The sequence below is a fragment of the Niabella sp. genome (genome assembly GCF_030150205.1).
GTDB lineage: Bacteria > Bacteroidota > Bacteroidia > Chitinophagales > Chitinophagaceae > Niabella.
In genome coordinates, this window is sequence record NZ_JASLGT010000001.1 from 39906 (window position 1) to 65277 (window position 25372).

The window sequence follows — 25372 nt, forward strand, 5'->3', positions numbered from 1 at the left end:
AGTCCTGCAATTTTATTTTTTTGTTTTTTTTAACCTTTGACCGGATCATGAGCCATACCCATACTCTTTCAGGTACAGTTCATTGTCGCGCCATTTGGGTTTTACCTTTATAAATAACTCCAGGAACACTTTTTGGTTCAAAAATGCTTCAATATCCTTGCGGGCGGCGGTGCCGATCTTCTTTACCATCCCTCCTTTTTCGCCGATCAGGATCGCTTTTTGAGTTTCCCGGTGTACGATAATATCCGCAACAATCTTTACCAGGGTCTGCTTTTCCTTAAATTCCCTGATCAAAACGGCCGTGTGGTAGGGAATTTCATCCTGGGCTACCTCGTAGATCTTTTCGCGGATCAGCTCGCTCACAAAAAACTTTGTGGGCAGGTCGCTGATATCGTCCGAATCGTAAAACGGCTCCCCTTCCGGCAACAATTCCACGATGGGTTGAATAAACTGGTCGATGCCCGCCCCCTTAAGTGCAGAGATGGCCACCACCTTTTTACAATAAGGTTTTGCCTTAAAATAATCTATGCAGGCCGCTGTTTTTTCAGCAGGCGCACGATCTATTTTATTGACTACCAGCACACAAGGAACCCTAAGTTTGAGTTTGGAAAAGATCTGGTCACTTTCCTCCCAGTTATCGTTTACATCTACGATCAGCAAGGCCACATCCGCGTCTTCCAGGGCACTTTTAACCGATTGCATCATTTTTTCATGCAATTTGTACTTCGGTTCAATAATGCCGGGAGTATCGGAGAAAATGATCTGGTAATCCGGTTCTGTCAGGATCGCTTTAATGCGATGCCGGGTGGTTTGCACTTTAGATGAAACAATCGCCAGTTTTTCTCCCATCAATGCATTCAGCAAGGTACTTTTTCCCGCATTGGGCTTTCCAAATATGTTTACAAAACCGGATTTCATGCCTGCAAAAATAACTTAAAAGCAGCCACAGAGATACGAAGGCGCCGAATAAAGTTTGCATGCATAAGCCTCCAACCGTCCGCCTGGCCAACGAACTGTTAATTATCATTTTAATAAGCATATATTGGCCGATCGGTTTTTACCTTTAACAGGATCTAAATCTGCTGCATTTATGAAAAGGCAACTATTATTGCTGTTTCTGACTACCGGTACTACAGCCCTGTTAACAGCGCAGACCACCATTTCAAACTCCGATGGCAGCTATTCCCTGTTTTATTACAGCCCTTATGGCTCTACAATCATTTATCCGGATGGTAGTCACGCACGTTGGATTGACTATGATTCCACCAGTTCGATCCTTGTGTATGCCGATTTTTCTTTTAGCCGTTTTTTTTACAGTGGTTCCACCACAACCATTGTGCATTCCGATTGGTCCTATTCCATCCTCCATAATGATGAGCCGGTGCCGGCGCCGGACACGCTTCCTCCCTATGACACGGCGTTTTCGGACAAAAGCGCCGGTTCTGTAAAAAATACCACCGGCGATAGCTACATACTATTGAGCGATGATTCGATCGTAAAACCCGATCCCCGGGAAGCGCAGTACATTCTTCTGAATAACCTCATAGACAGCACCACCATGCGTAGCCGGCCTTTAGTTCCGGAAGAGCAATCCCCGGTTCCGGCGGAAAACCAGGCACCCCCCAATAAACCGGCGCCCTTGCCGGCCGGTAATAAACAGGAGGAACCGGCAATAAAGCACGGTCATTTGTAACAGGGCACACAGGATCTTTATTTGGCGTATTTTCTTAAACATATCCCGGGCAATGCCCGGATATACGTTACTTTACATAATTATTCGCCTTAATTCATGAAATGGATCACAAGAGAACGGCCTAAAATAGACAGGATCGCCTGCCCCTGGCTGATCAGACGATTTATTGATAAAGACGCTGAATTTTTCTACGCCCCATTTGGTGAAGTGGAGCAGCAGGCCGCTGCTTTGGGAGCCATCCCCTATGATATACCCGGAGTGGAGTTTACGCATTATGCAGATGAATGCACCTTCGACTACTTCATCAAAAAGTATGCGATCAGGGATCCCGCCGTGCAGATCATTGCGGGTATCGTACGCGGCGCAGACACAGACCGGCACGACATTGCAAAAGAAGCAGCGGGATTATGGGCCATCTCGGCCGGCCTGGCCTATAATATTAAAGAAGACCTCCGGTTGCTGGAAGCCGGGATGGTCCTTTATGACGCATTATATAGCTGGGCGGCTAATCTTTATAAACAAAAGCACCTGCAAAACAGTCCCTTTGAGAACCTGTTACACGCTGTTTATTTAAAATTTCTAAAAGAAAAAAAACCTGGGAAGGCCCAGACCCCGGCATGGGTAGAAGAACTTAAACATATGATCCAGGATCAGGTAGACATGCAGTTCAGCCTTGATCTGAAGAAAATAGCTGCCGAACTGGAGCTGAACCCCTCCTATGTGTCCAGAACGTTTTCAAAACATTTTGACGACCTGAATTTTGGTGAGTACGTTCGCAAAGTGCGGATTGAAAAAGCGATCCATCTTATTCAAACCACCAGCTATTCCCTCACAGAAATAGCCTACCTCACCGGTTTTTCCGATCAAAGCCATTTTACCCGGATCTTTAAAAAAAGTACCGGGAAAAATCCCTCATCTTACAGAAAAAAGATCGCTGAAGGTAAGCAGCGTTCAAAAGGTAATTAATGTTCTATTTCTCTCAAACCCTGCCTTCTAAATTCGCAGTTCAACAATGCGATGAAGTATGCAATTTAGAATATGGGCCATAATAGCCTTTACGCTTATTTCCGGCACACCGTTATTTTCACAGGACACCTATCCTAAAATAACCGCCTATACCAGTGTGCTACACCCCCTGATTACCATCAATCATAAAGAAGCAGTTCCCAACTTCAGGGATTACTATCTCGTTATTTTTCCCTCCGGTATCAATATCTGGAAAAATTCAAAAATGGCCTTTTCGGTTGAATTTGCGCCCTCCATAAAAGTTGAAAAAGGCATGAGTAAAATGAGCAACTTTTTATTTCATCCGGGTATACTGATAGCCCTGGGAAAAGGATTCACATTTGCCGGCAGGGCCGCCTTTGAAACATCGGGAAGATATGGGTTTACGCCCGTGTTTGGCAAAACGGTCATTAAGAAAAAGAAGCATGGCTTTTACGTGGCTACACCCTTTCCTGTACGATTCGGAAATGATCAGCCGGCCTCCTTTACCGCTGGTCTGCAATTGGGCATATCATTTTAAAACTGGGATATATGAATCAACAGGCACCTTATAAATTAAAAGATCTTGTACTTTATTTTTTAAAATTAGGCACCGCCGGGTTTGGCGGTCCGGTTGCATTGGCAGGTTATATGCATCGCGATCTTGTTGAAGAAAAACGCTGGGTTTCGGAAGCCGATTATAAAGAAGGTCTTGCCCTTGCCCAGCTGGCTCCCGGGCCGCTGGCAGCACAATTGGGTATTTACATGGGTTATGTTCATTACCGGGTATTGGGCGCCACGCTGGTTGGGATCGCATTTGTACTGCCCTCTTTTTTGATGGTGCTGCTATTGGGATATTTTTATGTTCAGAATGGCGGGCTTCCCTGGATGCAGGCGGCCTTTTACGGTATTGGAGCAGCCGTTATCGGTATCATAACCATGAGCTCCTATAAACTGATCTCCAAAACCATTAAAAGGGATCTCTTGTTATGGAGCATTTTCGGCATATCTGCTGTCATAACCGTATTAAGAGAAGAAGAAAATCTTTGGCTGATGTTAGCCGCAGGTGTGCTTGTATGGTTTACAAAAGCCCCGCCCGGGTCTGTTAAAAGGATAAAGAAGGCCATGCTACCTGCAGCAGTATTACAGGTTACCGGCAATGTGGCAGCCAACAGCAAACTCACTTCCATGGCCTGGTTTTTTCTCAAAGCCGGGGCATTTGTATTTGGAAGCGGCCTGGCAATTGTTCCTTTTTTATATGGCGGCGTTGTAAAAGAGTATCAGTGGCTCACCAACAACCAGTTTATGGATGCAGTAGCCGTAGCAATGATTACACCGGGCCCTGTGGTGATCACCGTGGGTTTTATAGGGTATCTTACAGCGGGCATCAACGGGGCCTGCGTGGCGGCTTTGGCCACCTTTCTTCCCTGTTATTTTTTTACCATATTACCAGCGCCTTACTTTAAAAAGTATGGAAAGCGCCCGGGTATCCAGGCATTTGTAGAGGGTGTAACGGTGGCAGCTATCGGAGCTATTGCAGGAGCCGTAATTGTTCTGGCGAAACGGCAATTGACAGATCTCACATCCGTTCTTATAGCAATTGTTGTAATTTTGCTATTGATCCGGTTTAAAAAATTACCAGAACCACTGATCATATTGGGAGCCGCAGTGGCAGGATTGATGATCAGGTATTGGAGCTGACAAGTTACTCCCACATAGTACTAAATTGCATCTCGTTTTAAAATCCTATACGCATGAAACATTCTTTGATCCCATCGCTCTTGTTTGCTGTAACAGGAACGGTTACCATCGCCGGCTGCAGCAGCTGGGCACAATCCGGCCACCAGGAAGAAACCGCGCAGGTGATCCGGTGCGCGCCCGGAAGTAAGCTGGATATTGCCAAAATAGAAACACTTACCGGAATGAAAGGTGTTGAAAAGAATGGAGAATATAAGATAACGGTACCTCAAAACGATCTGAACGTAATGGTTGATGGTTTTAAGATCATTCCGCCAATGGGCCTGGGCAGCTGGGCGGCCTTTACGCCCTGCGGAGATAGCGCCATGGTTATGGGTGATATTATCTTAAGCGAAACAGATGTAAAACCGGTTCAGCAGGAAGTGATCCGCCAGGGGTTTGCGATTACGGCCATTCATAATCATTTTGCCCGCAACCGGCCCAATATATTGTATATGCATATTGACCGTACAGCTGATATCGAAACGCTTTCAAAAGGCGTAAAAGCTATTTTTGGAAAAGTGGCAGCGGTGCGTGGTAAAGATCCCAAATCGGCAAAAGCAGACAGCGTGGTGAACACCCTTGATACCCCGGCGCTGGATGCCATCACCGGTCATAAAGGTGAGATGAGTAAAGGCGTATATAAATACACCATCGGGCGCCCTGATATTCAGCTAATGGAGCACGGGATACCGGTAAGCAGCTTTATGGGTTTCAACACCTGGGCCGCCTGGCAGGGCAGCCCGGAAAATGCCGCCGTTGCAGGCGATTTTACCATGCTGGAAAACGAAGTAGCCCCCGTTATCAAGGCCCTGGTAGAAAATGGCATCGAGGTGGTAGCTGTACATAATCATATGGTGCACGAAACCCCAAAAGTATTCTTTCTCCATTACTGGGGCACCGGCAATGCCGCGCAATTAGCAAAAGGGCTTAAAGCGGCCCTGGATCAAACCGGGCGGAAATCATAAATTAATGTACAAGATGGCAGAGCAACTACTGTTGTTTCACAACGGACTTACGTAAGTATTGCCGCACGATCCGCCCCCATTCTTTGATATCGGCCTCCCGCCATCCGCCGTCCGATGCTGCGGAAGGCTGCAATACCGAACAGGTTTCTTTCTTATCGGCAACAGACCAGGCTACCCAGCTGATCTTCCAGCTGCTAAGCAACTGCATCCATTGCTCCCACTCGCCGGCATCAATCGGACCATCGCCCGTAGCTTCCATACCGGCACATTCTGAAACAAAAACCGGCAGACCCGCTTTCAGCGCGTCCGCTGCCCGGTTCCGGAGTGCCTGCTTATGCGTGGCTGCATAAAAATGCAGGCTGTACATCAGGTTCGAAAAGGATTTTATCGGATCGGCTGCCACCAGGTGCAGGTCCTGATCCCAATGAGGCGATCCTACCAGGATGATATTATCCGGATCGTATTTGCGGATGCCCCGGATCACCGCTTCTGAATACGCTTTTACCTCCGGCCAGGTTTCTTTATCCGGCTCATTAAAAATTTCATAGATCACATTGGGCAAATGCCCATATATTTTAGCCACCTGTTCAAAAAAAGCAACCGCCTCTTTCTCCTGGATATTATGGCTGTGCCAATCGATAATTACATAAATCCCTTCCTGCACACAGGCATCTATTACAGTACGCACCAACCGCACCGATTCTCCGGGATCTTTTAAATACCCCTTTTCCGGTTCAACCCCCATTGCTGCACGCAGTACCGTAACGCCCCAGTTGTGCACCAGTTCCGTTACAGCTCCAGCATTATAAAACCGGGACCACCAGTTATGCCATCCAAAGCTCATACCTTTTAACACTACCGGTTTTCCGTGCTGATCAACCAGCTGGTGCCCTTTTACCTGCAGACTTCCATGTGTAACAACCGGCGTTGCCAAATGTGTTATCCCCTGCTGCCCCCAAGACAACGAAGACCAAAAAATACAGTACAGAAAAACAGCGACCCCTTGTACAGGCATCCCCAAAAATTTGCATAATGGACGTATCATCGTTAAATACATGCGATCATAAAATATCAACTACCTGCCGTAAAGTTAAATGAGTCCGGTCAAAATCCGGTTCTTTCCCTGAACTGCAATATTCCCGTGCCGGAATGCACGTGAAGCACGCTGCATTCCTCCCTGTTTAATAAACCGCTTTATGTCTTATCCGGTTTATAACAGACAACCGTTTCCTTCTTGCTTTCCCTTCAATATGGCAGATAGACGCTAAACTTTATCCGGCCCATCCTATCCCATCTTTTTCCGCAGCCATTTACGCACCGGCTCATCATACCATTTTAAACTGGCATAGGCCAGCAAAATACTACCGGCCAGGATTAACAATGCATAGGGCCATGCCTCTGCAATGGTAACGCCTTTATGGTTGCTGATCCAGGCAACATAAAAATATACCAGCGGATAATGCACCAGGTAAAGCGGATAAGAAATAGCTCCCAGGAATTTACAGATCCTGCGTTCCGTTTGCGTATGCACCAGGCCGCTGGCGCCCAGGTAAACAATAAGCGGGAAAACGATGATGATACATACCGATTCATAAATACCATTCATCCAAAGATGCTCAGCACCGCCAATGCGTGGCATATATAAGACAAGGGCCACCAGGAGACTGCACCATAAGAAGGCATGCTTAATACGGGCCGGTTTTGCGATCCGCGAAAGCAGCAGCCCGGCAAAGAAAGGATACATCGTGCGGGTAATACCCACGCGAACCTGCTCCGTGTTTAACGTCCAGCCACCGCTGACATCTCCATTGGTTATGGCCAGATGTGCGAGCGCAATAGCCGCAATAAATACCAAAACACCCAACGCTTTATTTGAAAACTTCCGGATACCGATGGCGTACAGGATATTGGCCATGTATTCAAAGAACAATGACCAGCCCACGCTGTTGAGCGGGTGCATTTCCTCCCAACCCCGTATGTCCAGCGATAAGGGCACCGGCAGGATGGAATAACCGATGAGCATTACCAGCAGCATTTTCCACAGGGGGATGGTATGAATGAGCGGCCAGATCGCTGAATCGGTAAAATAGAACCCGATCGCCCCCAGGGTCATCCCCAATACTACCATCGGCTGAAGCCGTTCGATCCGGCGTTTAAAGAAAGTGCCGGTGGTCATCTTATGCCAGCGGTCATCATATGCATAGCCGATGACAAAGCCAGACAACAGAAAGAAAAAATCAACGGCCAGGTAACCGTGGTTCACCAGGATATCCAGGTGCCCGGTTCCCAATGGTTCGGCCAGGTGAAAGGTTACCACGATAATGGCTGCTACACCACGCAATCCATCCAGTATTGGGTAATGTGGTTTTGAAGGAAGACTGTTATTATTCATTCGTTGCAGGATATAACAGTTAAAGTTTAATCATAAAATGGTTCAAATTGATGCGGCGCTGTTCAAAAGCCGCCGTAGCAGTCCCGGTATATACAGAATAAACCCAGTCGTCTTTAATTTTCATATGTGCATTCAATTGTCGTTAATAAATGGACGATTTCGTGAACCTATAAAATTAAGTAAGGGATCGATCCGGCTGCGCTAAATTCGTATCAAAATCCTGACGATTCGTCTCATTTTTAGATAGAACAAAGACCACCCGGAAGCGGAGCACTTCCACACCGCTCAGTTCTTAACCGAAAGTAATTTAATTTAATTACCGGAACGGCTTCGGCATACGCAATAAAAGTATTGAGCGTTCCCTTTCATCCGGAAGATGGAACAAAATATACTCCTGAAATAAAAGCCATTTATTTTTTAACAGATCCACACTTCCCGCACAAACAAAGCCTACCATAGTATTTCGGATCAAGTGAAAAAGTTGTGGAATTCGTAGAAAAGTGAGTTTTCATTTCATGTTATACGAAAGTGGATTGCCTGTAACTTTTATAAAGGGAACACAATAATATGTTACATATACCGTGTTACATAATAGTAACAGCACTAATTTTTCAGAAAAAATTGTTACGAAGGAGGTACCCGTCTTTCTGTTTTCTTTAAGGAGCGTATTTTTTATTCTATAGACTTTCCCCCTTAATTATTCAACCTGATCCGTATTTCACCTGCGCCTTACCCAGGACTACAAACAACTCCAAATAAAAAATCCCACTAAAAAGTGGGATTTGATTTAGTTGCGAAGCCAGGGATCGAACCTGGGACCTTCGGGTTATGAGCCCGACGAGCTACCGCTGCTCTACCTCGCATTGCAAATATAGGACAAAAATCTGAATGCACAAAACAATTACAAAGAATCTTCACATTTTTATTGTTTTAATATTCAGGACCTGATAACGCTTATAAAAAAAAAGAATGTCATATCCGCGTGCCTGCGGCTCTGACATTCTTCCCTATTTGTGCAGCCACATCCCAACGGATGCTTCCTGCAATTAATGCTTTATTAAAAAAGCCTGCTTACCATTTATTGGCATAAGAGCGGTTGTTGCTCTTTTCTTCTCTCGGCCGGGCTTCTGTTACCTTAATTGCGCGTCCGTCTACGGTACCACCGTCCAGTTCTTTAATAGCCTTCCGTGCTGCCTCATCATCCGGCATTTCCACAAATCCAAAACCCCGGCTACGACCTGTAGCTTTATCCATAATAACCCGCGCTGAGCTTACTTCTCCATACTCAACAAAAAACTCTCTGAGATCTTCATCACGAACGATGAAGCTTAAATTTGAAACATAAATGTTCATAAAAAATGAAAAAATTTAAAATAAAAAATCTTTGAAAAAAAACAGTGTGAGAGGCCTGTAAACCAGATGCAGCGATTGCGTAGCAGATCAGGTAGCAAACATTACAAAATGTATTCCCTTCAAACGAACCGCGCAAAGGTAAGCAGTTACGCTTACAAACAGCATATTTTGTAGCGCTCCGTTTCAAATTTTCGCTGAAACCCCTGCCTTTTTCCACCTGCACCCGCATTAACAGGGCGCTGCAGATAAGGCCGTTCCGTCGCCTGTACCCCCGTACCAGCCTCCGGAAGGCCTGTTTTCTTTTTAACAAATTGTTTTATCATTAAATTTCAATAGTTTTGCGCCGTTCTTTCAAACAAGAACGGATCGGCATACCTGCCGGTTCAATGAGATTTTCATAGAGGCTGCATTTATAATGCTTATTAATAATGCGGACCAGCCCAAAGCGACCCCGGTCGCCGTAAGGAAAAGCCTTCATTTTCCGGGCTTTCCTGGTTTGTTCCGCACTATCTGATAACCGTTGATCGCAGCCTTGGTTCCCGGGGTGCTGGATGCTTCGCGCAAGCGGTGCAGATGGCTGAGATGATACCCGTAAACCTGATCAGGGTAATGCCTGCGCAGGGAAGGATGGCTCCTTTCTTTTCAGCATTTCCCTCTCATTATTTTTTTTTAAACCCGCTCCGCAAATAATGCGGAGTAAAAAAAATGAAAAAAACAAATGAAGAGGCTATTCATTTCAGGCTGCCTGCTATGGGCGGCGCAGATCGCTTTTGCTCAAACCGATTCAACAGCTGCAAAAGCAGACAGTTTTTATTTGATGTCGCCGGTTGAGGTACGGTCGCTGCGATTAAGCAGCAAAGCACCGTTTGCCACTTCCAATGTAACATCAAAGGATCTTGAAAAACAAAATCTGGGACAAAACATGCCCTATTTATTGAACCAGATACCTTCGCTGGTAGTGAACTCCGACGATGGTGCCGGCGTGGGTTATTCCTCCTTAAGGATCCGGGGTACGGATATGACGCGTATCAATGTAACTATGAACGGCATACCCGTAAACGACGCGGAATCGCAGGCGGCCATTTTCGTAGACCTCCCCGACCTGGCTTCTTCCACCACCACCGTTCAGATCCAGCGCGGAGCAGGCTCCTCCACCAACGGTTCCGGGGCTTTTGGCGGGTCTATAAATATTGCCAATCTTGAGCAAAGTAAAATACCCGGCGTATCCCTCAGTAACTCCTATGGTTCCTTCAATACCTGGAAACATACGCTGCAGGCGGGCACCGGTTTGTTAAAAGGCGGTTTTCAGTTTGATGTACGGTTATCGAAACTCAGCTCCAGTGGTTTTATCGACCGGGCATTCTCCGACCTGCTGGCGGCCCATGTAATTGGTTCCTGGACCTCGAAGAATGAGGCCACCAATATTAAATTCAATTACCTTACAGGTAAAGAACGGACCGGGCAGGCATGGAACGGGCTCGGTGTTGTTTTTACAGACCAGGATCAGCCGGCAGATTACCAGAAAGAACTGGAAAAACAGGGCCGCACGACCAACACACTGGGCGAGATGAGCAAGGGTGTGTATTATAAGGACCAAACAGACAACTACTGGCAGGATTATTACCAGTTGTTTCTGAACCAAAAACTACACCCCAACTGGGACCTGAATATCGGAACGTTCTTAACAAGAGGCAAGGGATACTATAATGAGTACAAAAAAAATGAACCGTTCTCCGATTACGGGCTCCCCGGTTATGTAAAAGCACCGGGCGACACCCTGCGCAAGGTACCGCTGACACGGCAGCTGTGGCTGGACAATTACTATTACGGAACCGTTTTTTCAACCACCTATCATACGGCGCTCACCCAGTTTGTTTTTGGAGGGGCCTATACCCGGTATGATGGCACCCATTATGGGTTTGTAAAATGGGCTGCTTACGGCGTTCCCTTGGATTACCGGTGGTACCACCTGACCGCTTTTAAAAACGACTTTAACGTCTATGCAAAATTGCAGCAGCAACTCCTTCCCAACCTGTATGCCTATGCAGACTTACAGTACCGGAACGTAGTATATACCATTAATGGATTCCGGAAAACACCCTCCCTCCCAACGATCGGAAATACCTATCGCTTTTTGAATCCCAAGGCCGGTTTGAGTTATTTTATCTCGCACAGCAATGAGGCCTCCAGTAAGGTATATGCATCTTACGCCATCGCCAATAAAGAACCGAACCGGGATGATTTTGAAGCTTCGGAAACAGAAACGCCACGCCCTGAGCAATTGCAGGACCTGGAAGCCGGCTATCAATACAATACCCCTGTTTTCCAGGCTGGTGTTAACGGTTATTATATGCATTATAAGGATCAGCTGATCCTAACCGGGAAGATCAATGATGTAGGTGCCTATGCGCGCACCAATGTGCCGGACAGCTACCGGGCCGGCCTTGAGTTTTCCGCAGGATTAAAGCCGCTGCAATGGCTGCAACTAAATGCAAACGCTACATTCAGCAAAAATAAGATCAAGGCAATTACACAGTATGGCGACGATTATGATAACGGCGGACAGGTAGCTATGGCATACCGGAATACAGATATTTCTTTTTCGCCCAATACGATTGCCGGAGCAAGTCTTACCCTGGAACCCCTGTACCAGTTCACGGGCAACCATCATTTCTTTATCGATCTCCTGGAAAAATATGTAAGCCGGCAATACCTGGATAATGCATCCGATAAACAGAAAAGCATCAATCCTTATGCATTGACCGATCTCCGGTTGCGTTACCAGGCCAGCTCGCAAACATTTAAAAACATTGGAATTATCCTGATGGTAAATAACCTGCTGGATAAAAAATATGAGAATAACGGCTACACATTCGGTTACCGGGCCGGCGGTGCCTATACTACCGAAAATTATTATTTCCCCCAGGCCGGAATCAACTGGAATATTGGTTTGAGTTTCGGGTTTTAGCATTTAGTGATCAGTTTTCAGTTATCAGTTTTCAGTCATTAGTCTTCAGTTATTAGTTATCAGTTTTTAGTCCACTAACAACTGATAACTCGTCGCTGATAGCTGATAGCTGAAAACTGATAACTGATTGCTGATCACTCCCCCTTACTTCGCTTTAAACAACTCCTCCTTTGGCACCACTTTTACCTTTGTATCATCTTTAAGGGTTTGGCTAACGGCGCTGTATGGACCTGTGATGATCTCATCTCCTGCCTTCAGTCCGCTGGTAATTTCAATATAGTTAATATCCTGGATCCCGGTTTTTACAATCCTTTTTTTCACAATGCCGTCCTTCATCAGCAGGTATACCACTTCTTCCATTTCGCCGGCACTGCGTTCTGCTTCCGGGTTATTGTTTCCATTTCCTTTTTGCTCCTGCTGTTCCTTCCGGGTATCGCTCAGGCTTTTATCGCTGCCTTTTACGCGGGCGTTTACTGATGAAATCGGGACGGTAACAATATTCTCTTTACGCTTCGTCTTGATCTCAGCACTGGCATTCATCCCCGGCCGGAAGGGAAACCGTCGTGGTTTGTCGGGATCGATCAGGTCCTGATATGAATTTTTATCGATCCGGATCCGTACTTCGTAGTTGGTTACGTCGTTACTGGTAGCCGCACCCGCGGTTAAAGCGCTTTTCACACTGCTTGCGATCTTTGTAACAATTCCCGCAAACTTTCGCCCGCTGTATGCATCTACTTCGATATCGGCAGCATCGCCGATGCTTACCTTTACAATATCATTTTCGCCTACGTTCACACGTACTTCCATGGTGTTCATATCGGCCACCGTCATCATTTCGGTACCAGCCATTTGTGCAGTACCTACTACCCGCTCTCCTTTTTCAACCTTCAACGAAGAAATGATACCGCTGATAGGAGAAAAGATGGTGGCCCTGCCCAATACTTTATTCGCTGCTACCAATCCCGTTTGCGAAGAACGTACGCCGGCCTGCAGGCTGCGGATATTCTGCAGGCTGGCATTATAATTGGCCTTTGCTGAAGCCAGGTCGGTTTCGTATTGTTCAAACTCGGCCTTTGAGATCACCCGGTCATCATAAAGCCGCTTATTGCGGTTATAGGCCTGCTGCGCCCGCTCAAGGGTAGCTTTCTGAACGCCGAGTGCCGCCTGGCTGTTTGCCACATTAGCCTGCGATTGCCCTACACGGGCCGAAGCCTCATCCCGGTCCAGGGCATAGTTATCGGCATATACCCTTGCCAGCACCTGTCCCTTCCGCACACTGTCACCTTCCTGCACATTGAGCTCGGTGATTTCACCGCTTACATCGGGACTGATCTTCACCTCATATTCCGGGTAGATCTGTCCGCTGGCGGTTACGGTTTCGGTAATGGAGCGGATCGCCGCTTTTTCCGCAGTAACTTTTACCAGGTTTTTATCTTTATTGGAAAAAACCGAATACAGCACCAGCAATACGATCAAACCGGCTATGATCCATAAAATGCGTTTCCATTTCTTTTTCATGATCAAAATTTAAATGGCACCTCTGTTAATGATGTAGTTTAATACCATGCCCTTTATAAAATTCCAGGAGTTTCAGCTTGAATACATAATCATATTGCGCTGAAAGCATATTTATTTTCGCCTTGAATAAGTTATTCTGATTCGTGATCAGGTCAATCGGCTTCAGCAACCCCACATCAAAACGCTTGCGGGCAAAATCATAGGCTTTTTGTGCAGAAGCTACCGCGATCCGGGAAGCATTATATTTTTCAATGGCCGCAACCGCATTGGTATGCGCCTGGTAAATATCCTGCTTCAATGTTTGAGCGTCCTGCTCCTGGAACAGCTGCTGCGATTCTACATTTAGTTTTGCCTTTTTCCAGTTGGTGCGGGCCTGGTTTCCGTTAAAGATCGGGATACTCAGACCGATACCCAGGTTCTGACTGAAGTTGTTGCTCAGCTGCCGGAAATAGGAATTTTTATTAAACCCCGTGGGAATATTCTGCAGGCTATTCACGACATAATTGGTTCCATTCACATCTACAAACCCAATGGGCACCACACCACTCTGGTAATGCGCCGGCAGCAGCTTCTGTGCATTGGAATACCGGGTATCCAATCCGCCAAACAATCCGAAGGAGGGATACATTCCCGCCTTTGCCACCAGTACATTTTTTTCAGCGGCTTTTACGTTGAGTTCATTGATCTTTTGCTGGGGCAGGTTTACCAATGCCGAATTAAATACCAGTGCCGGATCCAGCTCAGCCAGGGGTTCTACAGGAATACTATCCACGGGTGGCGACTGTACTTCAAAAGCTGTTGCCGCATCCAGGTTTAGCAGGGCCTGCAATTGCAGCAACCGCAAGCGGTAATCGGCCCGCGCGCCAATCAGGGTAGCGCTGTCGTTGGCCAGCTGTGTTTCCATCTCCGCAAGGTTCAGCTCCGGCAATGCCCCGGCCAGCACCTGTTTATTTACATTATCGCGTTGCTCCTTGCTTTGCTGCTGTTGTACCAATGCCACATTGATCTGCTCATGCGATAATAAGGCTGCCAGGTACGCGTTGGCCACGTTCAGCGCCACATCGTTCCGGGCCTTATCAAATTTTGCCATGCTTGCCTCATAAGAAAAGCCATTTGCCGCTACCGTATTCCGCTTCCGGAACCAGTTGAACAAATCAGCATTTACATTCAGCGAGTGATTGGCAAAAAGGATCTCGTTGGTGGTAAACTGGTTGGAAGTAGGATCGATGGAGCGCCCGAACTGGTACCCCGCACTGTGCTGCGAATTGGCAGTGGGATACAATGCAGCCTTACTCTGATCCAGCGTCAGCCGGTCCATACGGGCCTGCACATCGGCCTGTTTTACCGATATATTGTTTTCAACGGCATATTCCACACACTGTTCCAGGCTCCATTTTTGCTGGGCGCCGGCGGTGATGGTTATTCCCAAAGCGGTTAATGACAGAAATGTATTCTTCATTTCACAAAAATAGACGAAAAAGGCTGATGGCTTAAATTCTGATGGCCCAAATCAGAAAAATCAAAAGACAAAGAAACAAAGAGCAAATTCCAAGAGCCAACGACAAAACGCCTCCCTAAAGCAAGACATTCATCGCCGATAGCTAACGGCTGATAGCTAACGCTTAAATTCCAAATATTAAATACTAAATTCTAATAGGTCAAATCTCAAAATCAAAAGACAAAGAAACAAAGAGCAAATTCCAAGAGCCAACGACAAAATGCCTCCCTAAAGCAAGACATTCACCGCTGATAGCTAACGGCTGATAGCTAACGCCTAAATTCCAAATATTAAATACTAAATTCTAATAGGTCAAATCTCAAAATCAAAAGACAAAGAAACAAAGGGCTAATTTCAAAACCAACGACAAAACGCCTCCCTAAAACAAGACATTCGCCGCTGATTGCTGATTACTGAAAACTGATAACTAGAAAGGCTACGCATCCTCATCCGGCCCGGGTAAAAAATCGCGGGGATCAAAATCGGTTTCCGTATCGTCCGGCGGAAAGTCTTCCGGGTTATTAAACAAATGCCAGTCATCCGGGTAATCGCTGTGCTTATCAAAGGTTTTTACCCATTGTATAAAGAGCAGCCGAAAGGCTTCCACTTCGTCTTTGATCACATCCAGGTATTCCTTATCGCCTTTGTAAAATTCCCGGGCGGCAAACAATTGCGCCTTTAGCTCCGTCATGTTCACTTTCACCAGTACAGCGTTCTCCATCAAAGCATGATATACATCGTACAATACTTTAGCTCCGCCCAGTTTGGCACTGGCAACTGAAATATGTTCCATCATCCGGTATACAGGATGATGCCGCTCCGGCTCCTCAATTTCAAAACTGGCTTCAAGGCTCATGACCAGGTTAAGGAGCTCCCGGGCCTTCTTAGCCAGCTGTTGCTGCAGCCGGTAAAAAGGCTTTCTCGCTTCGCTTGCTTCTTCAAAAAAATCATCGTCATTCATATGGTGTATTCTTACAAGATTTCTGAAACCAGGCCCCGGGGCCAGCTCCGTATCACCAAATTACTAAAAAAAATAATGCACATCAAACCGGTAACCTTACTTTTGCACCGGATCTGGTTTCCCGAACGCGGGAATGAAAAGGGAAGTCCGGTGCAATTCCGGCGCTATCCCCGTAGCTGTAAGGGTTTCTTTATACCCGGAAGGATTGTAAAGAACGCTTTAAAAGGTACCACTGCGGCGCTTTGCGCTGTGGGAAGGTTTTAAAGTATACCCAAGCCAGAAGACCTGCCAGGCCCCTGTTCCGCTGCAAGGCGGAAAATAACAATATTCAGCTTTCGGGAGAAAAGTATAATATGAGCGGTGTTTCGCGGGCAATCTGTATGTCCCCGTTTGAACAATCCTCTGCTATTTTATTTCCACCGGAAGCGGTCATTTAAGATCATTAAAGATGAAACAAACGATTTTAATGATGGCTGCTGTGCTTTGCAGCCATTGGTTAGCAGCACAGGAAGATTCCACGTCCTTAGACAATGTAACCGTTACCGCAACCCGGTTTCCCAAAAAGATCAGCGAAACGGGGAAAGTAGTTATCATTATTACTAAAGAAGACCTCGAAAAAGCGGGGGGCAAAGATCTTCCGCAATTACTGAACGAACAGGCCGGCATCGTTATCAACGGCGCCGGCAGTAACCCCGGCAAGGATAAAAGTGTCTATATCCGCGGGGCGAATTACAATTATACGGCCATTCTTATCAACGGCGTTCCGGTAGTAGATCCTACAGGAGTGGGAGGCGCATTTGACCTGAGGATGTTACCGGTTGATCAGATCGAACGTATCGAGATACTGAAAGGTGCTCAAAGCACCTTATACGGATCGGATGCCGTTGCTGGGGTTATCAATATCATCACCCGGAAAGGTGGTGACACTCCCGCCCGTTTATACGGAGGTTTTTCATATGGAACGCAGCACACCCTAAGAGCCCATGCGGGGCTGAATGGAAGTTTCGGAGGCTCCTCTTATAACATCTCTTTTGTACACAATGAAACCCGTGGTATTTCAGAAGCAAAAGACACCCTGGGCACACAACATTTTCCCAGTAACGGGATGCTGCAAAACGCCATCAGCGCCGACCTTGACGGAGCCGTGACCAATACCATACATATAAAGCCTTTTTTCCGGTATGCCTTTTTTACCGGCAGCTATTCTCCGGAAGCTTTCAAACCCGGGGAAGACCGGTTCCGCGCCAGCCTGATGACGGCAGGAAGCCAGGCCAGCTACAACTTCAGCAAAGGAAGCCTTACAGGATTGTTCTCCTACGACGAAGTGAGCCGGAGCTACCCTGATGGGTTTATAAAAGCATTCAATGGCAGCAAAAAGACGGCGGAAGTATTTGCCCGGTATGACCTTCATCCCTATTTCCAGACCCTGATGGGGCTACGGTTCGATGAAGTTTCTATGAAACAACCTAATGCAACCACACCAGATACTTCCAGTAAGATCATCAGCCCTTACCTTTCGTTATTCCTGCGGAACCTGGGCGGCTTTAATTTTGAAGCAGGCGGAAGACTGACCAATCATTCCAAATACGGCAATAATTTTACGTACACGCTGAACCCCTCCTACCTTATTAACGATCAGTTAAAACTATTTGTCAATTTCGGAACCGCATTCCGGGCACCGGCGCTGTCGGAATTGTTTGGTCTGTATGGTGCCAATCCCAACCTCAAACCGGAGGAATCTCAAACGCTTGAAACAGGTGTTCAATTTACAACAACCGATAAAAAAGCAGATGCCCGTATTACCGGCTTTATGCGGAACACAAAAAACATCATTGCCTATGTAAATAACCAGTATACCAATTATAATCGTCAGAAAGACCACGGCCTTGAGCTGGAGGCTACGTTGCGGCCGGTTGACCCGTTAACCATAAAACTGTTCTATTCGTTTACTGAGGGAAAAGTAACAACCACAAACAGCAGTAATAACGGTGATACAACGTACAACAACCTGTTCCGTCGTCCTAAAAACAGCTTTGGCGCCCATATCGGATACCAGGTAGTACCGGCATTATATATAAATACCAACGTTAATTATTACGGAAGCCGCCATGACCTCGACTTTAGTACTTACCCGTCCTTAACCGTACCATTAAAGGCCTATACACTTTGGGACCTTTATGCAGAATATAGCTTTCTTAAACAAAAGCTGCGTGTTTTTGCACAAGTCACCAATCTCCTGAATGCAGACTATTATGAAACCTATGGCTACGCTGTATGGGGCCGGGCCTTTAATGCCGGCGTCCGGTTTCAGTTATAAAACGTTTTAAAAGAAACAACCGTATCAAAAAAGAATGCCCATCCTGTGGAAGCAACGGTATCTGCCCAACTGAACAGGCCGGTTCAGAAATGACGGCAATATCAAAACAGCCCGGCGGTAAAATACCGGTGCTCCTCAACTGGAGCGGGGGAAAGGACGCTGCATACAGCCTGTACCGGCTGCAACAGGAAGGTTTATATGAAGTGCGGTACCTCTTAACGGTTTTTAACCAGGACGGGAGGTCTTCCATGCACGAGATCCCCGAACCGCTTATTGCAGCGCAAGCCTTACATACCGGCATTCCCCTCCTGAAAATATACGTTTCAGATGCTGCCGGCCGAAGCTATGATGCAGCAATGGCACAGGTATTGGAACAGGTAAAACAGGAAGGGATTCAGCTTGTGGCATTTGGCGACCTTTTCCTGGATGACCTGCGGCAATACCGGGAAAAACAATTGCAGCAGGCAGGCATGACCGCAATTTTCCCCTTATGGCAGATCGATGCCGGGACTTACCTGCAGCAGTTTTTTCAATCCGGTTTTGAGGCCGTGATCTGTTGTGTGAACGGATCGATGCTGGATAAGACCTATTGCGGCAAACCGCTATCTCCGGCACTGATCGCCTCCTTTCCGGCGCCGGCTGATCCCTGTGGTGAAAACGGGGAGTATCATAGCTTTTGTTATGCCGGTCCGGTCTTCAGCAGCCCGGTTCCTTACCATGCAGAAGGCTGGTTTAACCGGTTTTTTCCATCACCGGTGAATGAGCAGGAACAGGTATGTTTCCGCCATCTTAAATTCAGGGATGAATAACCGGGGCTGCTGCAATTTTATACCGGCAACAATTTACCTTTGCAGGAAAACCTACAGGCATGGATTCATTGAATTATAAGGCCATACTCACCGTTACCTTTACACTGTTCGCCATCATTGATATCATCGGATCCATTCCTATCCTGATCTCCATGAAGAACAAGATCGGCGGCATCCGGGAGTTTAAAGTAACCCTGATTGCCGGTTCTTTGATGATCCTCTTCCTTTTCCTTGGTGAGCCCATACTGAATGTGCTGGGGCTGGATGTAAAATCCTTTGCAGTAGCGGGTTCCATAGTCATTTTTATCCTCGGGATGGAAATGGTGCTGGGCGTAGAATTTTTTAAATCAGACGGAGATGTAAAAGCCTCCACCCTGGTGCCCCTGGCGTTTCCCCTTATTGCGGGGTCCGGAACCCTGACCACAATCATGTCCTTAAAGGCCAATTACAAAGAAGTCACTATCCTTATCGCCATCCTGTTGAACCTGCTGATCATTTATATCGTATTAAAATCCCTCGCCCGGCTGGCCAAACTGCTGGGTCCGAGTGGCCTGATCGCCATCCGGAAATTCTTTGGCGTGATCCTGCTGGCTATTGCCATCAAGATTTTTGCGTCCAATGCCGCAGGTTTATTTCAACATATACAATAAATTGATGTAATTGTAATAAAGTTCTTTATATTTGCCGACCCTTAAGGGGTTTGGCCTCGTAGTACAATGGATAGTATAAGAGTTTCCGAAGCTCCAGATACAGGTTCGATTCCTGTCGAGGCTACTAAAGCACAGCGTAAATGCTGTGCTTTTTTCATTTACAGGACATTACAGTTTCCTTTTATTCCTTATTCTTCCCTAAATCCAGTATTTTTGCAGAACCAGCAGCTATAACCGCCTGCTTGTCCTGCAATGAACAAAGCTTATGAGGTTACCGGATGCCGGCGTATCAACAAAGACCGTACTTGAAAAAAACAATACTACAAATTACTAAAACAAACTATTATGAAAAATCTTACGCTTTTATTGCTGCTATTGGGAATGTACGCTTGTGGGAAAGACCGATCGGTTAATAAGCTGCAGCCCCTGGCTTCGATTACGGTTACTAATCCTGTCACAACGCTAAAAGCCAGCAATAGTTTCACCATTCAGTATAAACTATCACCTGCGAATACCTATGATACAACAATCGTATGGACATCTTCTGATCCGACCATTGCATTTGTTGAAGACCAAACAGTGTATGGAATAAGAGAAGGCTCCTGCCAAATTACAGGCAAAAGTAAGGTGGGCGGCATTGAAGTAAAAATGAATTTAACAGTTGAATATTTATATATTGAAACAGTTGAATTCGTGGAAGACACGTACGAATTCACAGTGGGTCAGAGTCCCGCATATCTAACTTACAGATACAATCCTGATAATGCCAACAGGCAGGATCTGGTTTTTTCCATCACCCCTGAGTCTGTTGCCACCGTCGACCAGGATGGAAATATCAAATGCATAGCACCAGGCGTGGCGACCGTTACACTAAAATCAAAAAACAGCGCGGCAAAGGCGGAGTGTAAAGTGATCATCCTCCCGGTTCCTGATCCCAGTTAGTGACCCTTTTTTGATAAAATATCGCCCGGGGAGCCGGCAATAAATCAATGTAACCGCAGGCGGGATTCGGATATTTAAAATTCCGGAAATGAGAGCCTCATCCCTATTGGGCAGTTGGTTTATGAACCGCAGACGGTTGCTTGGCTTTGCATGATTCTTTGCCACCTTATTAATTGAGCATTCGGTTTGTTCAATAGTACGTTTTTTTCTCAGTGTAATTGCAAAAACGGTCTCTGTTCAAATGAAAGCAGGAACTACGCAAGGCATCAAAAAGCGCCCTGATTTTTCGCTTATTAATTCTTCCTGATTATCTTTTTATACCGTACGGCCTGGCTACTTCAGTTTCAATAAGATTCCGGAGCCTCCAGCCCGTGCAATAATGTATCCGCCACCTGTCATGAGCACCTATACGCACCCTCGACCTCCTCCTTCAGAAAACAATTCCTTAACGCATCGGTAACAATTTCATAATATTTTGGAAGGGGGTTTTCAATTTAGTTTTGCAGTTCGGATGAAGCGTATTTTATCTTTCCTGATGGTGGCTGTTTATCTTAATGCCGCTTTACTTCCCCAGGTGGCGGAGCGGGACCTGTTTGATGCAACCGGCGTTCAAAGGGATGATGTAAACAGCATCGCCGAATGGATCGGCATTACACTGGGCATTGATAAAACACCCGATGATGAGGATAACGATTTCGCAAGAAATTTCATTGCAGTAAAAGCGATCAAACTGAGTAATCTTGCCCAGTATGCAGACAGCGGCATCCGGCCCGTCCCGGCCAGAACCGCGGCGATAAAACACCCCGGTGCTACCGGCACACACAATCTCCCCGTTATAACGATCGATATTCTTTCACCTCCTCCCGAAGGAGGAATAGCTGTTCATGCGTTCGAGAAAGACGGGTATCTCTAGATACGGCGCCTTCTTCATGAATCTTTTTAAAGTCTGTAAAACGAATTACCATGGCATTTATTTATCCTGCCAGGCATACTGCCTTCATGCAAACACTGGAGGCTTCAATTAAAACATTTGAGCACGAAGGATACGAAATCGTTACCAATGAACTCAAAAGAAGCCTGGCGGAGCTGAAGAATATTTATACAGAATGTGACACACTCACCAATCAGCTCCGTACCCTTATTCAACAATATCAACTCCTGCAGCACAGAACCCGTACCCAACTCCGGTTCTGCCGTCAAAAAAACGACACACAGGTTGCGATCCTGAAAAACCATTCATCGGATACGTTATCAAAATAACCATTTTAAAATCCATTTATGACTTCCCGACAAGTACTCTTTTTATCGATCTTCGTTGCACTCACCGCCTTTATCGGTTCCGGCCGTTTATACGGTCAGGTAAATACCGCAGCCGTCAGTGGCTCTGTTTACAACGGGCAGGGTGCTCCCATGCTGGGCGTAACCGTGTCACTGGCTTATACAGCTACCGGTTCACAAACCACCACGCAAACCAACAAAAACGGTATCTTTTACATACCCAACCTTAACCCCGGCGGCCCCTATACAATCAGCATCAGCCACGTAGGATTCAAACCCATTGAAGCCGACGGTTTATCACTTACGCTGGGCAACAATACGTTGAATTTTAAAATGGAGACAGAGAACGGCACCCTGAGCAACGTAGTGGTTACCGGCAACCGGAAGGGTGGATTAAAAACCGGTGCCGGTTTGCAGATTAGTCAGAATCAGATGAAAAGTCTGCCTTCAATCAGCCGGAGTCTGCAGGACCTTACCAGACTTACACCGCAAAGCAACAACAACTCCTTTATGGGTACCAACTTCCGTTACAATAACGTAACGCTGGATGGAGCCATTAATAATGATGCCATTGGTTTCAGTCCCTCTTTAGGAGGACAAACCAACAGCTCCGGTCAGCCGGGCAGCAGTACCCGTACCAACCCGGTGTCGATGGATGCTATACAGGATGTGCAGGTATACCTGGCGCCTTATGATGTAAAGATCGGTAACTTTTTAGGAGGAAGCGTAAATGCCGTAACCCGCAGTGGTACCAATACGTTTCATGGCTCTGTATATGGCTTTGGCCGTAATGCAAGTCTGATCGGGAAAAACAATGCCGGGGATGGCACCGCACTCCCCTCTTCCTTTCATGAATACCAAACCGGCGTACGGTTAGGTTTCCCCATCATCAAAAACAAATTGTTCTTCTTTACCAATGAGGAAATCACCCGGAGAAAAGATCCGGTGATCCTGGCAGCAGGTTCTCCCGATATGGGCGTGATCACCCTTCAGCAAGCCCAGCAGATCTCCAGGCATATGGATTCTGCTTATGGCGTAAATGCCGGTTCCTATGATAATTACACCATCTACTCCAATTCAAATAAATTCTTTAACCGGGTCGACTGGCATATATCGGATAAACATCAGCTCTCCGTCCGCAATAACACCATCCGGTCTGAAGCAACCAACCTGGAACGGGATCAGCAGAATTTTCGCTTTGGAGGAATTGATTTTAAACAAACCAACAACCAGAGTTCAACGGTGGCTGAGTTAAAATCGCGCTTTTCCAATGAACTTTCCAACAACCTGGTATTGGGTTATTCGAATATTCATGATTACCGCACGCCCTCGTCGAACCCGGCCCTGCCGCAGATCCAGATCAAAAACAACGGCGGTACGATCTTCCTGGGTACAGACCGGGAAGCCAGTATTTTCAATATGAAACAAAAGACCTTCGAATTCACGGATAATATTACCCTTTTAAAAGGAAGGAACACCTTTACCTTTGGTACACACAATGAGTTCTACTCGATCAACTATGGTTTTGTAAACTCCTGGAACGGCCGTGTGGAATATGATAATATTAATAATTTCCTCAACAACCTGCCAACCCGTGTGCGTACCAACTACAGTTATGCGAATAACACAAGGGATTATTTGTGGTCGAATCCTCCTGCCGAATTTAAAATAGGCATGTACAGCCTGTATGGCCAGGATGAAATACGGGCTACAGAAAAACTGAAAGTAACGCTGGGATTGCGTTTCGATATGGCCAGCATGCCCAACAAACAACCGCTGAGCCCCAAAACGTCTTCTATGCCGGAAGATCCGTTCTATGGCAGTACCTATACCTACACCAAACCCAAAGATATCAAGAATGATTTCCTGGGCCAGGTACAGGTATCGCCCCGTTTTGGATTTAACTACGATGTAAACGGCGATCAGCGCTTTATTATCCGGGGTGGCTCCGGGTTGTTTACCAGCCGGATTCCCTTTGCCTGGTTAGGTTACGCCTATTATAATAACGGGGTTACATTTGGATCGGCAGATTTTAATAAGGTAAGCCCGGTACCCGGCAGCGATCCTATCCGGGATGCGATCAGCGGCAACAATGGCGAAGCAGCATACGCGGCCAAACAAGGAAATAATATTACAGATGCCAACGATCCCAAGGCACAAACACAAATTGACCTGATCGATAATAACTTCAAAATGCCGAAAGCCTGGCGCAGCAGCCTGGCACTGGAGTATACCACACCCGATCAATGGAAGTTCAGCGTTGAAGGCATCTATACAAAGGTGATCCACGACCTCAAGTTCCAGCAGGTGAATTTAAAAGACAGTGCCTATTATGGCGCCTATGATGTAAACCAGCAGCAACCTTTCTGGGGCAATAAAAAACTGAGCAGCAATGTAACCAGCATGTACCTGCTGTCTAACACCAACCAGGGGTATCGCTACAGCATCACCGCACAGATCAATAAATCCTTTCCGTTTGGAATCAATGCAATGGTGGCCTATACCTATGGCGTGGCAAAAGACCTGACCAATGGTATCCGTAACTCCATGGAGAGCAACTGGCAGCTGAACCAGGCCTTAAATCCCAACAACCCGTCGCTGGCTTACTCCAATTTTGATACCCGGCACCGCATTGTGTCTACGCTGAATTATCACCTGAACTGGGGTAAGGATAATGCGTTTGTTTCTAATTTCACGTTCTTCTTTAGTGCAGCCTCCGGAGCTCCGTTCTCTTATGGTGCGATCCAGAATATCAATGGCATCGGCCAGCAGGTAGGATTGATGTATATCCCTAACAAAGGCGAAACAGCTAAATTTATCACCACCGACCTGAAAGACAGCAAGGGGAATATTACCCAAACAGCTGCCCAGCAGGTGGCGGCATTTGATGCCTTTATCGACGGGGATAAATACCTCAGTACCCGCCGCGGCAAATTCACCGAGCGTAACGCAGGACGCACCCCCTGGAACAACCAGCTGGATTTTCGCTTTGCACAGGACTTTAACCTGAACACGGGTGGCAAAACCGTACACACGATCACACTTACCTATGATATCGTGAACCTGACAAACCTGCTGAACAAAGAGTGGGGATGGCAGTACTTTTCGCCCAACACCTTTAACTCTACAGCAGATATAGGCGTGGTAAACTTTAAAGCACCGGCAGCGGCAGCCGCTAACTATAGCAATTATAACTGGGTACAGCCCACCACCGGTTTATACTCCAAAGACTTCTTCGCTTCCCGCTGGCAGATGCAGCTGGGATTGCGTTATAGCTTTTAATAGCCGAAAGCATTTTTATAAA

The 25372-nt window shown here is 46.5% G+C and carries 20 protein-coding genes, 2 tRNA genes and 2 riboswitches; of the genes, 14 read left to right on the plus strand and 8 right to left on the minus strand.

Annotation, left to right across the window (positions count from 1 at the left end; all coding sequences use genetic code 11):
* Nucleotides 1–45: 45 nt before the first annotated feature.
* Complete coding sequence (gene era / locus Q1V85_RS00140; RefSeq protein WP_300596183.1) at nt 46–918, minus strand: GTPase Era; 873 nt, start codon at nt 916–918, stop codon at nt 46–48.
* A 172-nt stretch (nt 919–1090) separates the two neighbouring features.
* On the opposite strand from era, the gene Q1V85_RS00145 reads away from it, so the two are divergent.
* The 5 genes from Q1V85_RS00145 to Q1V85_RS00165 all read left to right on the plus strand — a co-directional run bounded on the left by Q1V85_RS00145 (nt 1091) and on the right by Q1V85_RS00165 (nt 5382).
* Nucleotides 1091–1693 carry a hypothetical protein gene (locus tag Q1V85_RS00145; protein WP_300596185.1) on the plus strand — a complete coding sequence of 201 codons (603 nt, stop codon included), beginning with the start codon at nt 1091–1093 and terminating at the stop codon, nt 1691–1693.
* 96 nt (nt 1694–1789) lie between these two features.
* Nucleotides 1790–2659, plus strand: coding sequence for a chromate resistance protein ChrB domain-containing protein (locus tag Q1V85_RS00150; RefSeq protein ID WP_300596187.1), 870 nt, complete (start codon nt 1790–1792; stop codon nt 2657–2659).
* A 58-nt stretch (nt 2660–2717) separates the two neighbouring features.
* Entirely contained in the window at nt 2718–3218 is a 501-nt protein-coding gene (locus tag Q1V85_RS00155) for a hypothetical protein (RefSeq protein ID WP_300596190.1), read from the plus strand.
* 11 nt (nt 3219–3229) lie between these two features.
* Nucleotides 3230–4378, plus strand: a complete 1149-nt coding sequence (locus Q1V85_RS00160; protein WP_300596192.1) for a chromate transporter — start codon at nt 3230–3232, stop codon at nt 4376–4378.
* A gap of 53 nt (nt 4379–4431) precedes the next feature.
* Nucleotides 4432–5382, plus strand: a complete 951-nt coding sequence (locus tag Q1V85_RS00165) for a DUF1259 domain-containing protein (RefSeq protein ID WP_300596194.1) — start codon at nt 4432–4434, stop codon at nt 5380–5382.
* A 25-nt stretch (nt 5383–5407) separates the two neighbouring features.
* On the opposite strand, the gene Q1V85_RS00170 is transcribed toward Q1V85_RS00165, so the two are convergent.
* From Q1V85_RS00170 to Q1V85_RS00185, 4 genes are all read right to left on the minus strand, one after another.
* Nucleotides 5408–6316, minus strand: a complete 909-nt coding sequence (locus Q1V85_RS00170; protein ID WP_300596196.1) for a glycoside hydrolase family 5 protein — start codon at nt 6314–6316, stop codon at nt 5408–5410.
* Nucleotides 6317–6667: 351 nt separating this feature from the next.
* A complete protein-coding gene (locus Q1V85_RS00175) occupies nt 6668–7774 on the minus strand; it encodes an acyltransferase (RefSeq protein ID WP_300596198.1) in 1107 nt (368 codons plus the stop codon).
* 791 nt (nt 7775–8565) lie between these two features.
* A tRNA-Met gene (locus tag Q1V85_RS00180) sits at nt 8566–8637 on the minus strand.
* Nucleotides 8638–8845: 208 nt separating this feature from the next.
* Complete coding sequence (locus Q1V85_RS00185) at nt 8846–9127, minus strand: RNA-binding protein (protein WP_300596200.1); 282 nt, start codon at nt 9125–9127, stop codon at nt 8846–8848.
* Nucleotides 9128–9657: 530 nt separating this feature from the next.
* Nucleotides 9658–9768: riboswitch (TPP riboswitch) on the plus strand.
* A 77-nt stretch (nt 9769–9845) separates the two neighbouring features.
* Here Q1V85_RS00185 and Q1V85_RS00190 point away from each other — a divergent pair.
* Nucleotides 9846–12095, plus strand: coding sequence for a TonB-dependent receptor plug domain-containing protein (locus Q1V85_RS00190; RefSeq protein ID WP_300596202.1), 2250 nt, complete (start codon nt 9846–9848; stop codon nt 12093–12095).
* 144 nt (nt 12096–12239) lie between these two features.
* Here Q1V85_RS00190 and Q1V85_RS00195 read toward each other — a convergent pair whose 3' ends face one another.
* The 3 genes from Q1V85_RS00195 to Q1V85_RS00205 all read right to left on the minus strand — a co-directional run bounded on the left by Q1V85_RS00195 (nt 12240) and on the right by Q1V85_RS00205 (nt 16072).
* Nucleotides 12240–13613 (minus strand): efflux RND transporter periplasmic adaptor subunit, encoded by a 1374-nt coding sequence (locus tag Q1V85_RS00195; protein ID WP_300596204.1) that lies wholly within the window; start codon nt 13611–13613, stop codon nt 12240–12242.
* Nucleotides 13614–13638: 25 nt separating this feature from the next.
* Nucleotides 13639–15072 carry a TolC family protein gene (locus tag Q1V85_RS00200; protein WP_300596206.1) on the minus strand — a complete coding sequence of 478 codons (1434 nt, stop codon included), beginning with the start codon at nt 15070–15072 and terminating at the stop codon, nt 13639–13641.
* Nucleotides 15073–15547: 475 nt separating this feature from the next.
* Complete coding sequence (locus Q1V85_RS00205; protein ID WP_300596208.1) at nt 15548–16072, minus strand: hypothetical protein; 525 nt, start codon at nt 16070–16072, stop codon at nt 15548–15550.
* 97 nt (nt 16073–16169) lie between these two features.
* Nucleotides 16170–16380: riboswitch (cobalamin riboswitch) on the plus strand.
* 140 nt (nt 16381–16520) lie between these two features.
* Between Q1V85_RS00205 and Q1V85_RS00210 the strand changes: the two genes are divergently transcribed.
* From Q1V85_RS00210 to Q1V85_RS00245, 8 genes are all read left to right on the plus strand, one after another.
* Nucleotides 16521–18389 (plus strand): TonB-dependent receptor, encoded by a 1869-nt coding sequence (locus tag Q1V85_RS00210; protein ID WP_300596210.1) that lies wholly within the window; start codon nt 16521–16523, stop codon nt 18387–18389.
* A gap of 89 nt (nt 18390–18478) precedes the next feature.
* Nucleotides 18479–19198: an ATP-binding protein gene (locus tag Q1V85_RS00215; protein WP_300596212.1), complete on the plus strand. Its 720-nt coding sequence runs from the start codon at nt 18479–18481 to the stop codon at nt 19196–19198.
* Nucleotides 19199–19257: 59 nt separating this feature from the next.
* The gene (locus tag Q1V85_RS00220) at nt 19258–19848 is read left to right on the plus strand and encodes a MarC family protein (protein WP_300596214.1); all 591 of its coding nucleotides are present in this window, start codon (nt 19258–19260) and stop codon (nt 19846–19848) included.
* 52 nt (nt 19849–19900) lie between these two features.
* Nucleotides 19901–19972 (plus strand) — tRNA-Arg (locus Q1V85_RS00225).
* A 221-nt stretch (nt 19973–20193) separates the two neighbouring features.
* Nucleotides 20194–20790, plus strand: a complete 597-nt coding sequence (locus Q1V85_RS00230; RefSeq protein WP_300596216.1) for an Ig-like domain-containing protein — start codon at nt 20194–20196, stop codon at nt 20788–20790.
* Between the two features lie 511 nt (nt 20791–21301).
* The gene (locus tag Q1V85_RS00235; RefSeq protein WP_300596218.1) at nt 21302–21703 is read left to right on the plus strand and encodes a hypothetical protein; all 402 of its coding nucleotides are present in this window, start codon (nt 21302–21304) and stop codon (nt 21701–21703) included.
* A 50-nt stretch (nt 21704–21753) separates the two neighbouring features.
* On the plus strand, nt 21754–22050 hold the full coding sequence (locus tag Q1V85_RS00240; protein ID WP_300596220.1) for a hypothetical protein: 297 nt from the start codon (nt 21754–21756) through the stop codon (nt 22048–22050).
* 18 nt (nt 22051–22068) lie between these two features.
* Entirely contained in the window at nt 22069–25350 is a 3282-nt protein-coding gene (locus Q1V85_RS00245; RefSeq protein WP_300596222.1) for a TonB-dependent receptor, read from the plus strand.
* Nucleotides 25351–25372: the final 22 nt, after the last annotated feature.

Excerpts from the sequence above, each read along its gene's own strand:
- era (WP_300596183.1), bottom strand. The coding sequence starts at position 918 with ATGAAATCCGGTTTTGTAAACATATTTGGAAAGCCCAATGCGGGAAAA.
- Q1V85_RS00145 (WP_300596185.1), top strand. The coding sequence starts at position 1,091 with ATGAAAAGGCAACTATTATTGCTGTTTCTGACTACCGGTACTACAGCC.
- Q1V85_RS00150 (WP_300596187.1), top strand. The coding sequence starts at position 1,790 with ATGAAATGGATCACAAGAGAACGGCCTAAAATAGACAGGATCGCCTGC.
- Q1V85_RS00155 (WP_300596190.1), top strand. The coding sequence starts at position 2,718 with ATGCAATTTAGAATATGGGCCATAATAGCCTTTACGCTTATTTCCGGC.
- Q1V85_RS00160 (WP_300596192.1), top strand. The coding sequence starts at position 3,230 with ATGAATCAACAGGCACCTTATAAATTAAAAGATCTTGTACTTTATTTT.
- Q1V85_RS00165 (WP_300596194.1), top strand. The coding sequence starts at position 4,432 with ATGAAACATTCTTTGATCCCATCGCTCTTGTTTGCTGTAACAGGAACG.
- Q1V85_RS00175 (WP_300596198.1), bottom strand. The coding sequence starts at position 7,774 with ATGAATAATAACAGTCTTCCTTCAAAACCACATTACCCAATACTGGAT.
- Q1V85_RS00185 (WP_300596200.1), bottom strand. The coding sequence starts at position 9,127 with ATGAACATTTATGTTTCAAATTTAAGCTTCATCGTTCGTGATGAAGAT.
- Q1V85_RS00190 (WP_300596202.1), top strand. The coding sequence starts at position 9,846 with ATGAAGAGGCTATTCATTTCAGGCTGCCTGCTATGGGCGGCGCAGATC.
- Q1V85_RS00195 (WP_300596204.1), bottom strand. The coding sequence starts at position 13,613 with ATGAAAAAGAAATGGAAACGCATTTTATGGATCATAGCCGGTTTGATC.
- Q1V85_RS00200 (WP_300596206.1), bottom strand. The coding sequence starts at position 15,072 with ATGAAGAATACATTTCTGTCATTAACCGCTTTGGGAATAACCATCACC.
- Q1V85_RS00205 (WP_300596208.1), bottom strand. The coding sequence starts at position 16,072 with ATGAATGACGATGATTTTTTTGAAGAAGCAAGCGAAGCGAGAAAGCCT.
- Q1V85_RS00210 (WP_300596210.1), top strand. The coding sequence starts at position 16,521 with ATGAAACAAACGATTTTAATGATGGCTGCTGTGCTTTGCAGCCATTGG.
- Q1V85_RS00215 (WP_300596212.1), top strand. The coding sequence starts at position 18,479 with ATGACGGCAATATCAAAACAGCCCGGCGGTAAAATACCGGTGCTCCTC.
- Q1V85_RS00220 (WP_300596214.1), top strand. The coding sequence starts at position 19,258 with ATGGATTCATTGAATTATAAGGCCATACTCACCGTTACCTTTACACTG.
- Q1V85_RS00230 (WP_300596216.1), top strand. The coding sequence starts at position 20,194 with ATGAAAAATCTTACGCTTTTATTGCTGCTATTGGGAATGTACGCTTGT.
- Q1V85_RS00235 (WP_300596218.1), top strand. The coding sequence starts at position 21,302 with ATGAAGCGTATTTTATCTTTCCTGATGGTGGCTGTTTATCTTAATGCC.
- Q1V85_RS00240 (WP_300596220.1), top strand. The coding sequence starts at position 21,754 with ATGGCATTTATTTATCCTGCCAGGCATACTGCCTTCATGCAAACACTG.
- Q1V85_RS00245 (WP_300596222.1), top strand. The coding sequence starts at position 22,069 with ATGACTTCCCGACAAGTACTCTTTTTATCGATCTTCGTTGCACTCACC.